Here is an 11,858-nt window from a genome sequence, read left to right as displayed (position 1 = left end):
TGCTTCAGAACCCTGTTGAAACACCTGACGGCGCAACACTCATGGCACGCGAGACCTGTTCATTGTCAAACAACGGCAGGTTCGCAAGTTCACCAGCCAGGCCACCTTCCGGTGCAGTGCAAAGCGTCGCAACGTAGGACTTGCTTTCGGGCAATTGCTGACTGCCACGCATCTGCGGCACGTCATAGGTCAAGGACATGACGTTATTGATACCGGCCAGACCGCCGCCACCATTTTCGTCAATATGCATCATCTCGTTCATGCACATTTTCGACTGGTCAACGCACATGTTGAGGATCGCGTTGTAAAGTTCTGGATCCACCGAGCTGAAGTACCGAACCGGTTCCTTGATGCTGGGTTTTTCAAGCTCAAGATATTGCGAACGCCCCAAAAGGTTTTCATCGGCCTTCACATTATCGACCCAGGCATCAAACCCGTCCTGGCTCAGCCCGTGGAACTTAAAGCGCATATGAGAGAACCCCTCACCGCTGTAGTTCCCCGAGAACCCGTCAAAAACACCTTCTTCATTGATTACGGCATGGAGTTTTGTTTCCATCCCCGCCATCGAATAAATCTGGCCCGCAAGAGCCGGAATGAAGAACGAATTCATGATCCCCGAAGAGGTGATTTTGAACTGGATTGGCGTATCGACCGGAGCTGCGAGTTCGTTGACAGTCGCAATGCCCTGTTCCGGATACAGGAACAGCCATTTCCAATCGAGAGAAACGACTTCAATCACCATCGGCTCATGATCTTTTGGCAGTGGACGTTCAGCATCAATACGGTCGAGCGGACGATACGGATCAAGCGTATGGGTCGTAACCCACGTAATCGCGCCAAGGGCAATAATGATCACCAGCGGGGCAGACCAGATGACAACTTCCAATTTGGTGGAATGATGCCATTCGGGATCATATTCCGCATCCTTGTTTCCCTGCCGGTATTTCCAGGCAAAGAAAACCGTCAATGCCATGACCGGAACAATGATCAGCAGCATCAGGATGGTTGATACGATAATAAGGTCGGCCTGCTGAGAGGCAATATCACCCGACGGATCGATCACAACAAGGTTGCAACCGGCCAGAAGCGAGAACATTGAGGTCAATGCGACGCCACGTACAAGTTTTGAAAGCATGCGCTTCATACTTCCTCAGTCACTGGAAGATGTTCTCACAGACAACCATATGCCTGCGAGCCGCACAGCGACCCACCAAAGATCGCCACGCGTCGTACCCCGCCGCACCCGCATATAGGAATTAAAATTCCAGACATCCACGGAAAGGGCACAAAGAAAGCAATTTTTTTTCAAAAAAATGCCAAATCGGAAATTCGCGGGAATTGCTATAGCTGCAATGCAGCAATGTCAAGGTAACCGCCGCGCATAGCAGGGTCTTAATGATAATTATCATCCCAATGTAAACTTAACGTTGTGCGCTGCAGAACGATAATTGACACTGACGTTCGCAATTCACATGTTTATAATCAGACTCGATCCAAAGTCGTATCGTTCTTCGAACCGGATTTGTGATCCAATCAAAAGCAGTGAGGACCCAAAAGGTCCGACAAGTGAATTAGGGAGAACGGCGTGAACCAAACGACAGAAAACTACGCGACCGCCACCTCTTCGGGTTTGGAACGCGACGCACGGCATCACAATGCCGACGCCACCAACGATCCGGGACAAATCGCGCTTGGCGTGATTATTGGCCGGACATCAGAATTTTTTGACTTTTTCGTCTATTGCATCGCATCGGTGCTGGTCTTCCCGCAATTGCTGTTTCCGGGTGAAACCGCATTGGTGGGAACGATGTATTCCTTTGCCATTTTCTCCTTGGCCTTTATCGCCCGCCCTGTCGGGTCGCTTGTCTTTATGACAGTCGACCGTGCACACGGGCGCGGTGTAAAGCTGACGATTGCCATGTTCCTGCTTGGCGGTTCCACCGCCGCGATGGCCTTCCTGCCAAGCTTTGAGTCCGCTGGCGTTCTTGCCATTTACCTGTTGTGTGCCTTCCGCTTCCTGCAGGGTTTGGCATGGGGTGGTGCCTGGGATGGCCTTTCCTCCTTGCTGGCACTTAACGCGCCGGATAACCGCAAGGGCTGGTACGCGATGATCCCGCAGTTGGGCGCACCGCTTGGCTTTATGCTGGCGTCCTCGCTGTTTGCCTATCTGATCCTCACGCTGCATGCGGATGACTTCCTTGCCTTTGGCTGGCGCTATGCGTTCTTTGTTGCCTTTGCGATTAACGTGGTTGCGCTGTTTGCCCGCCTGCGTCTGGTGGCAACATCAGAATTTGGCCATCTGCTTGAAAAGAATGAACTTGAAGCAGCACGGGTCATGGACACGCTCAAACACAATGGCCGCACCGTTGTGCTAGGCGCGCTGGTTCCGATGGTCAGCTACGCGCTGTTCCATCTGGTCACCGTCTTTGCGCTCAGCTGGGTTTACCTTTATGCCAACGGCAATCCGGGCCAGTTCCTGTTGACACAGGGTGTCGGTGCAGTTTTGTGCGCCTTTGGCATTATCGCATCGGGCTTCATTGCCGATCAGCTCGGCCGTCGCCGTTTGCTTGGCTATAGTGCCGGAATCATTCTGCTGGGTGCGGTTCTGACCCCGCTTCTATACACCTATAACATCATCAATGAAGGCATGATTGTTCTGGGTGGCTTTGCCGTGCTGGGCCTGTGCTTTGGTCAGGCGGCCGGTACGCTGGCATCGAACTTCAAACGCGAGTACCGCTATACCGGATCGGCTTTGACGTCTGACCTTGCATGGTTGCTTGGTGCCGGTTTCGCACCGCTGATTGCGCTGTATCTTTGCGATAAGTTCGGTCTTCCGGGCGTTGGTGCGTACTTGCTTTCCGGGGCCGTTGTCACCTTGCTGGTGCTGCAGTTCAACAAGCAATTTGGCGCAAGAACCAGCGACTGATTGCCAACGACCAACCTGAATAAAAAACACCCCGGCCATATCAGCCGGGGTGTTTTTGTTTCTGGACCGCGTCACAGTCAGAACCAACTATTGATTATGGTTGCCCCTGTGACGCTTCCGGTTGCTCTGCCGTCGCGGGCTCATCGGCAATAATGGCCAATCGAAAACCGTTATACCTCTTCTTGAGCATCATCCTAATCACGATGAAGAACCAGAAGAATGACCAAAGTGCGCTCCCCAGCCAAACAACAAACTGAGGGTCAAGAATGACACGCCCAAGCGATAAATTCATAAATTCGGTCAGAAACCCCAGAAGCGCTGCCAGCACGGCCCAGCCAACAAACGCTCCGGCGTTAAACCGCCAAGTCAACAACCACCAAATTCTTACGACCTTGCCGTCACTAACTTCAAGCTCGTTCATGCAGACAACCTCATTCAAAAGTTTCGCTTACTGCTTTTTATGGTTGTCTCCCCCAACAGCCATTGCACTCTATAAGAGCACCAGAAGCAAGATCGAACTTCCGAATGAGGTTGCCGCCTCCCTTAGGCGTAATTGGACGGGAACATTGCGCGTTTGGCGTCTTCGTCCATTTCGGTTTTGAATGCGTGGTCTTTGCCGACTTCACGGGCACTGTTGGCAGCAGGCAGAGCATTGACTGCATCGAACCAGCGTTTGATGTTGGGATATTTGTCCCAGACATCCGGGTTCTTGTGCACGAACGGAGCCTTGTCGATCCAGCCCCAGGCTGAAATATCAACAATCGTCAACTCGTCACCGACGATAAAGGCGCGACCTTCCATATGGTCTTCAAGCACCTGATAATGACGGGCAGCTTCGTTGCTATAACGCCGTTTGCCATAGTCGTTGCCGTCTGGTGCCACATGCTGGAAATGCACGGCCTGCCCTGAATAAGGACCAATCCCGGTTGCAACAAACATCAACCACGACAGGAACTCGCCACGGTCTTCTGCTTTTCCCAAGAACTTGCCGGATTTTTCTGCGAGATACAGCAGGATCGCGTTGGAATCAAACACGCGTACTTCTTTGCCACCTGGACCGTCCGTATCAACGATGGCTGGCAGTTTTCCATTCGGATTGATCAAACGGAATTTCGGATCATGCTGCTCGCCCTTACGGCTATCAACAGGCACGACTTCGTAGTCAAGGCCGGACGCCTCAAGCATCATCGAGATTTTCTGCGGGTTTGGCGTGGGGTGGAAGTAAAAACGGATCATGGTGCATCTCCTTACAGGCCATCAGGCTTACACAAAAGCGTGACCTGCTATTGCATTTTGGAATGATCGTTTTAAATTGACCGATAACGCGTCAATTGGCAAGCTTCGATTATCGAAATCGCCATCAAAAAGCATTAAGGAGCCCTTGGTCCATGATTGATCTTTACTACTGGCCCACCCCCAACGGTCATAAAATCACGCTGTTTCTCGAAGAAACCGGACTGGATTATAAAATCTTCCCGGTCGACATCAGTGCGGGTGACCAGTTCAAGCCGGACTTCCTTGCCTTCTCGCCCAATAACCGGATGCCCGCGATCATTGACCATGCCCCTGCGGATGGCGGCGATGCCATCACCGTTTTTGAATCCGGTGCGATCTTGCAATATCTCGCAGAGAAAACCGGCAAGTTCCTGCCGACTGATGTGCGTGCCAAGAAAACGGTGATGGAATGGCTGTTCTGGCAGATGGGCGGTCTTGGTCCGATGGCCGGTCAGAACCATCATTTCGGCACCTATGCTCCGGAAAAAATTCCCTATGCCATCACCCGGTACGTCAACGAAACCAACCGTCTTTATGGCGTGCTCAACAAGCGCCTTGAAGGCCGTGACTTCATTGCCGGTGATGCCTACACCATTGCCGATATGGCGTCCTATCCGTGGGTTGTCAGCCACGAAAAACAACAACAGGACCTCAATGAGTTCCCGAACCTGAAACGCTGGTTTGAAACCATCAAGTCCCGACCGGCCACGGTAGCAGCCTACAAGGCAGCCGAACCATACACGTCACGTCCGGCCGTTACCGAGGAAGGTAAAAAAATACTGTTTGGTCAGACCGCCAAAAACGGCAACTGATCTTGAACCTTCCCATGCTGCCCTGCGTTTGTTGAATGCAGGGCAGCATTATGTTTTCCCGCTGCTTCAGAATTTAAACTCGACAATGTGATCGCTGAGTTCGGATTTGACGTAACCATTTCAGGTATTTACATCCATCTAATCCTGATCACGCCCCGCTTGGCCCAGGCCAAAGGAGATTGCATGCGTCCGTTACGCACCACCCTGTTGGCCCTTGTCCCCGCGATTACCTTGGTTGCTTGTGCGTTTCCGCCCGAGAACGCGCTTTATCAGCAATCACCAGACATCCCGCCCTACATGCAGGACCAGTTTGATGATTACGTATCAGAAACCCGCGACTGGATTGCGACCCATCGGGTATTTCTGACCGATGATCATGAAATGGAAATCACGCGCAACAGTCCGTTTGAGGTCCGGCCCAAAACCGCCACCGATGATGAACCGTCGCGTGGTGTGTTGCTTGTCCATGGTCTTGGATCAAGTCCTTGGTATTTCCATGATATTGCAACCGAAATGGCCAAAAATGGCTGGCTTGCGCGTTCGATGTTGTTGCCCGGTCACGGAACACGGCCAGCGGACCTTAACCTGCCCGACTATGCCGACTGGAAGCGATCTGTTGCCCATCAGGTCGCCCTTCTGGAACGCGAAGTAGACGAAGTCTGGCTGGGTGGTTTTTCCACCGGTGGCAACCTTGTCACCAGCTATGCGGCCCAAAACCCCGAAATTGCCGGATTGTTGCTGTTTTCGCCGGGCATTGAACCTGACAGCGATCTGCTGTTCCTTGCCCCGGTGGTCAAACATCTGTGGGACTGGATTGATGTTGATCCCGAGGTCAATGTCATCAACTACCAGTCACTATCGACCAAGGCATCCGAACTTTATTACCGCAGCGTCAGCGATGCCCGCGACAGCCTTGATACCCAACCTTTTGATCGCCCTGCCCTGATCACCATGAGCGCTGATGACAGTGTCCTTGATCCGATCGAAACGCTCCGTTCCTTTGAAACCAGGTTTCCCAATCCCGTGTCCCGTTTTGTCTGGTATGATGACACCAAAGCACCGAGTAGCGATCCAAGGGTTGAAACCCGCAACAGCAACCTTCCCGATCAGCAAATCAGCAATTTCTCACATCTGAGCGTACTGTTTTCGCCCGACAACCCATATTACGGTGAGAAGGGAAGCTTTGTGTTTGTTGAAAACGGTCAGGAAGACGTAACACTTCCCAATGATCTATCAACAATCTGGCGCAGCAGCTGGGGCTATAGCGAACCGGGTAAATATCACGGGCGACTGACCTGGAACCCCTATTTCGATGCGCTTATCGACAGCATCGAAGACGTCACCAAATGATCGCCCGGGATTTAATTTCGCCATGATAAACAGCACCAACGACTTTACCCCGCCAAAAACAAACCACCGCACCCGTGTTTTCGCGCTGATTGCCTTTATTGTCTTGTGCCTGAGCATATCGGCGTTTGGCGGTGCGGTTACGGCGACCAGTGTCAATGACTGGTACGCCACACTGGAAAAGCCGTTCTTCAATCCGCCCAACTGGTTATTTGCCCCGGTCTGGACGGCGATCTATTTCATGATCGCCTTTAGCGGCTGGCGCGTCTGGCTTAAACGCGGACTTAAAAATGCCAAGGGTCCATTTGCGATCTATGGCGCGCAACTGGCCCTGAACCTTTTGTGGTCGTTCCTGTTCTTTGGCGCGCAATCGCCGATACTCGGGCTGATAAATATCATCGCCCTGCTGACTTTGATTGTGATCAACACCATCGTCTTCTTCCGGTTGGATCGCCTCGCCGGAGTGCTGTTGCTGCCATATGTCGCATGGGTCGGCTTTGCCTGCCTTCTGAATGCGGCCATCTGGCACCTGAATGGCTAAGACCGCCCCCGCAACCATCGCCGGTAGACAGTTTTTGTTTGCGTTCATCTCGTCCCAACGATAAATGTAATGTTACGTTATAACATTACATTTATCGTTGTAGTTAGCAGAGGTCGATTGATGAAGCGTCTTCCCGTTACTGTTCTGTCCGGCTTTCTTGGCGCGGGCAAGACCACCCTTTTGAACCATATCCTGAACAACCAGCGCGGATTGCGGGTTGCAGTGATCGTCAATGATATGAGCGAGGTCAATATCGACGCAGACCTTGTACGAAATGGCGGGTCAGCGCTTTCCCAAACCGATGAAAAACTGGTTGAAATGACCAATGGCTGCATCTGCTGCACACTGCGTGATGACCTTCTGGCCGAGGTCCGCCGTCTGGCCGAGCAGAATCGTTTTGATTACCTTCTGATTGAATCGACCGGCATATCCGAACCGCTTCCTGTTGCGGCCACCTTTGATTTTCGTGATGAAAATGGTCAGTCGCTTGGCGATATTGCCCAACTCGACACCATGGTCACCATGGTGGATGCCGCACGGATGATTGCCGATTACAGCTCTACCGACATGTTGACAGACCGGGGCGAAAGCCTGGGGAATGCGGATAATCGCAGCATCGTCGATTTACTGGTCGATCAGATCGAGTTCGCCGATGTCATTGTGATGAATAAACTTGATCTGATTTCTGATGACGAACGCAAATCCGTCCTGGCGATTATCAAGGCGCTTAACACCGATGCCGAAGTGATCGAAACCAGCAACAGTGTCGTTGCGCCCGACCAAATCCTTAATACCGGTCGTTTTGATTTTGAACGCGCCCAAAATCATCCGTTGTGGGCCAAAGAGCTTTATGGTTTTGCCGATCATGTGCCCGAAACCGAGGAATACGGCATCAAAAGCTTTACTTTCCGGACCTCCCTGCCATTTCATCCGGAACGTTTTCATGCCTTCATCAATAGCGAATGGCCCGGTGTTCTGCGCGCAAAGGGGCATTTCTGGCTGGCGACCCGTCCAAACTGGGTCGGGGAAATCAGTCAGGCGGGTGCGGCGGTCAAGACCGAGGCGCTTGGCACCTGGTGGTGCGCGGTTCCGCGCGAACAATGGCCTGACAATCCGGCGTGGCGCGATATGGTTCTGTCAAAATGGGACCCGGTCTTTGCCGACCGTCGTCAGGAAATCGTTTTTATCGGTCAGGATATTAACGAGGCCGCCCTTCGCGCGCGGCTTTCGGACTGCCTGATCGATGATGACGACGCCCTTGCGGTGCGCTTCGATCCTGAACGTTATGCCAATCTTGCCGATCCGTTTCCGCTATGGGGACAGGCAGCCTGATCAAGATATCCCAAAACAAAAACGCCACCTTTCGCGGTGGCGTTTTCTTGTTTTAACGACAAGACCGGAACAACAGGCAATCTGTTTAGCTGCTTGGTTTAAGTTTGGCCTCTGCACTTTCGGCCTTGGCGGCATTATCATTTGCCAAATCTTTGGCCGTGACCTGCTCGACACTATCCATGCCAAGCCGGCCGACTGACGGCAAACGAAGGGCGGGACGATTGAAATCAATCCCGAAATTCAGCCCGAGAAGATTAAGCTCAATCCCCTCTTCCAGCCCGACGGACATCCCCAACACCCCCAAAAGGTTGGCCTGCACGCCCTGCCCGCTTGATGACAAGCCGACCGGGTTTGTAATCGGGCGGTAATCCTTGCCGATTGCGTTGGCGGGCATATCAAGATCAAGTGCGGGAACCTCACGCCCGATATGGGCAATGAAGGTATTGCTGTTGGGCCCCGGATAGCTGCGGTATTCGCGCGCGAACGGATAGGTTTGAATGGCGGCTTCGACCTGATCAATCAGGGCACTTGCCGCCGCGCCGCGATGATCTGCAAGAACCTCTGGCCTTGAGCCGAACCACAATCCATCGGGAAGCGCATAGTTCCGGCGCACGACGTTGCCACCACCCCAGCCAACAACGTCATAACGGGTATAGCTGGTTTCACCGGCACGCTTGAAAATGATCCACGGGTGCACGGCGAAATATCCACGCCAGCCAAACGTATCGGCCGCCATGACCATGACGATAGCCTGATCGGCATGCACCTTGGGATCAGGGGCAACACCCGATGCATGGCGCGGGGCTGTTCGCCACGTATAGCGATCCTTGGCCTTTTCACTTGGCGGATCTTCCGCAAGGCTGATGCCGAACGGCAGCACAAGAACGGCCACCAAGCCAAGAATAAGGGTTGTGCCTTTTCGCAAAATATCGATCCTGTCTGCAAATAGATGTCATTATGATCAGAAGTGACAATTAAGATCAAAAAAAGGCAGCGCAATGGCCGCAGCCGATAAACACCGCGTGAGCGTCTGATACATTTTCGCGACAATCTTGCCCTAATATGAAACAAGGCAGAAGCGCCCCAGGGCCAGAACTCAGGTTTATGGCCAGGCGGCAAACGTATCGTCGCGTACCCGTTCCGCCGCACGGCGCAGGCGTCGATACCCGCCGGGTGCCTCCCCCATGTAACGCTTGAAGAACCGGCTGAAATAGGCCGGGTCCCGAAAGCCAAGGCCATAGGCAACCTGCGCGACCCCCAGCGGTGATTGTTCAAGACGCCTGCAGGCTTCGCGCAGGACACGTTCATGAACAACGGTCAGGGGCGGCTTGCCGGTCGCACGCATTACAGCCGATCCCAAACGCCTTTCACTGACCCCAAGCGCGGTCGCATAATCGGCAATGTTCCAATGTTCACGGAAATGAAGCTCAAGAACCTGTAAAAACCGCTGAAAGGTAATCGAACCGGGACCATGTTTGTCTCGCTGTTCCATCACGCCTTCGGCCAGACGCAATACCAGTGTCAGAATAATCTGCAGATGCGCCCCGACAACCAAACTGGCCCCCAGCGCGTTTTGCATCAACTCTGCCCGGATTGCTTCAAAGCTGCGTGTCAGCAAAAACAGATTTTCGCTTTGCTCGGCCGGGGTCACATTGTGAACAGTGTCTGCTGCAAAACGCAGCGGCAATTCCCCACCTGCAACACCTGCGCTGTCGCCGCAATGGCGTGCCACCAGATCATCCGTCACGGACAGAAGATACCCTTCTGCCCCCGCCGTCACACTGAACCGGCGGGTTTCGCCAAGCGGCAACCAGACAAGCGCAGGCGCCTTGCATTCAATCGTACCCTGACGCAAACCGACTTGCGCCCGACCACTTAGCAACAAAACAGCATAGCATCGGTCACGCCGCCCCGGATCATTCATCACCCAGTTCTGAACAGACAGCGGATGATCGAAGCGATCCATCATCGCCTGTGCGGTAACCGGAACCAGATCATCAAACGGGTTATCGGCAAGGGTCGCCGGGCTGGAAACCGGAATGTGTTGAGGGGGTTGCATAGACATGCCTTTTTATCGCGAAAATATTCCAAATGGTTATACGTATAAAAGTACAATTTTTCGTCTTAAAATGTCAATTTCGCTATCTTTACATTGGCGACGTTCCATCGCTTACTAGTGTCACGGTCAAAGAAACCGTCAAAAACAACAACACAACACAAGAATGCGTTCCTGTTATTTTGCACATGCGAAATAATGGGCAGGAGGATGCGTCGGAGATTTACTTTGCAGCGCGAAGTAAACAACAGTATCTCTTTGCCTAAGCTCCTGAAATTACGCACAAACGGGAAAACCGTCTCTGCACAAGAGATCAGGAGGAAAACTATGCAAATCTCAGCAAAACTGCGTCTTGCGACCATTGCTGCGGCAACAACCGCGGTTATGAGCACCGCAACGCTGTTTGGCGCCAATGCGCAGGAAACATATCGCATTGGTTATGCCATTTCGAAAACCGGCCCGGGCGCACCGGGTGCAGCCACCAGCACCATTCCCAACTATGAAATGTGGGTAAAGGAAATCAACGACGCTGGCGGCCTTCAGGTCGGCGACAAGCAGCTCCCGATTGAAGTTGTCGAATATGATGACCGCTCCAGCTCCGAAGAAGCCGTTCGGGCGATTGAACGCCTGATCAATCAGGACAAGGTTGATTTCATCCTGTCGCCGTGGGGCACGGGCCTTAACCTTGCCGTGGCACCGATCCTTGATCGTGCAGGGTACGCCCATCTTGCCGGCACAGCCGTAACCGACAAGGCACCGCAACTGTCCAAACGCTGGAAGAATTCCTATTGGTTGCTTGGCACGGGTGAACAATATGCCGTTGCAATGGCAGACTTCCTTGAAGGCCTGAAAGACGACGGCAAGATCAACGACAAGGTCGCAATGATTGCCGTGGCCGACGGGTTTGGCATCGAACTGTCAAAAGCGGGCCGCGAAGCCCTTGAAGACCGTGGTTTTGATCTTGTTTATGACAAGACCTATCCGCTGGGCTCCCAGGATCTGGCCACCATCGTCAATGACATCAAATCGCTTGATGCAGATACCTTTGTTGCCTTCTCCTACCCGCCGGGCACCCTTGGCTTGACAGAACAGTCACGTGTTCTTGGCTTTAACCCCAAGGTTTTCTATGCCGGTGTCGGCACGGCCTTCCCGCTGTATAAAAATCGCTTCGGCGATAATGCCGAAGGTGTTGTCAGCCTTGGTGGCGCGAGCGAGGACGATCCCGAAATCGCCGACTATATTGAACGTCACGTTGCCTTTGCCGAACGTGAGCCGGATCGTTGGGCGTCTATCGTCAATTGGGCGACCTTGCAGTCCCTGCAGCAGGCAATTGAACGCGCAGGATCAACCGACCGCGAAGCCATCAATGCCGAACTGGCCAAAGGCGGATTTGACACCATCCTTGGCACCTACAAGCCCGGCGATCAGACTTTCTGGCGTGTTGGTCAGTGGCAGGACGGCAAGTTTGTTGGCCTTGCACCGACCGACATGGAAGGTGCCAAAGAACTTGTCTTCCCGAAACCTGAATGGAAGGCCGCGAACTAATCGCGCCTGATCAGACAGACCGGG

At 53.1% G+C, this 11,858-nt stretch carries 11 protein-coding genes; 6 read left to right on the top strand and 5 right to left on the bottom strand.

Going from position 1 to position 11,858, the window contains the following annotated elements:
* Positions 1-4: 4 nt before the first annotated feature.
* Positions 5-1,135 carry a ubiquinol oxidase subunit II gene (gene cyoA / locus JF44_RS0112615; protein WP_052065882.1) on the bottom strand — a complete coding sequence of 377 codons (1,131 nt, stop codon included), beginning with the start codon at positions 1,133-1,135 and terminating at the stop codon, positions 5-7.
* Positions 1,136-1,585: 450 nt separating this feature from the next.
* On the opposite strand from cyoA, the gene JF44_RS0112610 reads away from it, so the two are divergent.
* Complete coding sequence (locus JF44_RS0112610; RefSeq protein WP_033069355.1) at positions 1,586-2,926, top strand: MFS transporter; 1,341 nt, start codon at positions 1,586-1,588, stop codon at positions 2,924-2,926.
* Between the two features lie 94 nt (positions 2,927-3,020).
* On the opposite strand, the gene JF44_RS0112605 is transcribed toward JF44_RS0112610, so the two are convergent.
* Together JF44_RS0112605 and JF44_RS0112600 are read right to left on the bottom strand one after the other, a co-directional pair.
* On the bottom strand, positions 3,021-3,347 hold the full coding sequence (locus JF44_RS0112605; protein WP_033069354.1) for a hypothetical protein: 327 nt from the start codon (positions 3,345-3,347) through the stop codon (positions 3,021-3,023).
* Positions 3,348-3,469: 122 nt separating this feature from the next.
* Positions 3,470-4,162, bottom strand: coding sequence for a glutathione S-transferase family protein (locus JF44_RS0112600; protein ID WP_033069353.1), 693 nt, complete (start codon positions 4,160-4,162; stop codon positions 3,470-3,472).
* A 152-nt stretch (positions 4,163-4,314) separates the two neighbouring features.
* Here JF44_RS0112600 and JF44_RS0112595 point away from each other — a divergent pair, with 152 nt between their 5' ends.
* From JF44_RS0112595 to zigA, 4 genes are all read left to right on the top strand, one after another.
* On the top strand, positions 4,315-5,013 hold the full coding sequence (locus tag JF44_RS0112595) for a glutathione binding-like protein (protein WP_033069352.1): 699 nt from the start codon (positions 4,315-4,317) through the stop codon (positions 5,011-5,013).
* 183 nt (positions 5,014-5,196) lie between these two features.
* A complete protein-coding gene (locus tag JF44_RS0112590) occupies positions 5,197-6,363 on the top strand; it encodes an alpha/beta hydrolase (RefSeq protein WP_033069439.1) in 1,167 nt (388 codons plus the stop codon).
* A 22-nt stretch (positions 6,364-6,385) separates the two neighbouring features.
* Positions 6,386-6,901 carry a TspO/MBR family protein gene (locus JF44_RS0112585; RefSeq protein WP_081944441.1) on the top strand — a complete coding sequence of 172 codons (516 nt, stop codon included), beginning with the start codon at positions 6,386-6,388 and terminating at the stop codon, positions 6,899-6,901.
* Positions 6,902-7,021: 120 nt separating this feature from the next.
* Positions 7,022-8,233, top strand: a complete 1,212-nt coding sequence (gene zigA, locus JF44_RS0112580; RefSeq protein ID WP_033069351.1) for a zinc metallochaperone GTPase ZigA — start codon at positions 7,022-7,024, stop codon at positions 8,231-8,233.
* An 85-nt stretch (positions 8,234-8,318) separates the two neighbouring features.
* On the opposite strand, the gene JF44_RS0112575 is transcribed toward zigA, so the two are convergent.
* Together JF44_RS0112575 and JF44_RS0112570 are read right to left on the bottom strand one after the other, a co-directional pair.
* On the bottom strand, positions 8,319-9,158 hold the full coding sequence (locus JF44_RS0112575; RefSeq protein ID WP_052065860.1) for a DUF3750 domain-containing protein: 840 nt from the start codon (positions 9,156-9,158) through the stop codon (positions 8,319-8,321).
* Positions 9,159-9,335: 177 nt separating this feature from the next.
* The gene (locus tag JF44_RS0112570) at positions 9,336-10,292 is read right to left on the bottom strand and encodes a helix-turn-helix domain-containing protein (RefSeq protein WP_052065858.1); all 957 of its coding nucleotides are present in this window, start codon (positions 10,290-10,292) and stop codon (positions 9,336-9,338) included.
* Positions 10,293-10,616: 324 nt separating this feature from the next.
* On the opposite strand from JF44_RS0112570, the gene JF44_RS0112560 reads away from it, so the two are divergent.
* On the top strand, positions 10,617-11,834 hold the full coding sequence (locus JF44_RS0112560; RefSeq protein ID WP_081944440.1) for an amino acid ABC transporter substrate-binding protein: 1,218 nt from the start codon (positions 10,617-10,619) through the stop codon (positions 11,832-11,834).
* The last annotated feature ends 24 nt before the right edge of the window (positions 11,835-11,858 follow it).

Origin of the sequence: Thalassospira australica (assembly GCF_000763295.1) — a bacterium.
Taxonomy (GTDB): domain Bacteria; phylum Pseudomonadota; class Alphaproteobacteria; order Rhodospirillales; family Thalassospiraceae; genus Thalassospira; species Thalassospira australica.
This window is presented reverse-complemented; position numbering and strand designations above follow the sequence as displayed.

Bases quoted from the DNA above. Each gene is read 5' to 3' on its own strand.
- cyoA (WP_052065882.1), bottom strand. From the start codon at position 1,135: ATGCTTTCAAAACTTGTACGTGGCGTCGCATTGACCTCAATGTTCTCG.
- JF44_RS0112605 (WP_033069354.1), bottom strand. From the start codon at position 3,347: ATGAACGAGCTTGAAGTTAGTGACGGCAAGGTCGTAAGAATTTGGTGG.
- JF44_RS0112600 (WP_033069353.1), bottom strand. From the start codon at position 4,162: ATGATCCGTTTTTACTTCCACCCCACGCCAAACCCGCAGAAAATCTCG.
- JF44_RS0112595 (WP_033069352.1), top strand. From the start codon at position 4,315: ATGATTGATCTTTACTACTGGCCCACCCCCAACGGTCATAAAATCACG.
- JF44_RS0112590 (WP_033069439.1), top strand. From the start codon at position 5,197: ATGCGTCCGTTACGCACCACCCTGTTGGCCCTTGTCCCCGCGATTACC.
- JF44_RS0112585 (WP_081944441.1), top strand. From the start codon at position 6,386: ATGATAAACAGCACCAACGACTTTACCCCGCCAAAAACAAACCACCGC.
- zigA (WP_033069351.1), top strand. From the start codon at position 7,022: ATGAAGCGTCTTCCCGTTACTGTTCTGTCCGGCTTTCTTGGCGCGGGC.
- JF44_RS0112570 (WP_052065858.1), bottom strand. From the start codon at position 10,292: ATGCAACCCCCTCAACACATTCCGGTTTCCAGCCCGGCGACCCTTGCC.
- JF44_RS0112560 (WP_081944440.1), top strand. From the start codon at position 10,617: ATGCAAATCTCAGCAAAACTGCGTCTTGCGACCATTGCTGCGGCAACA.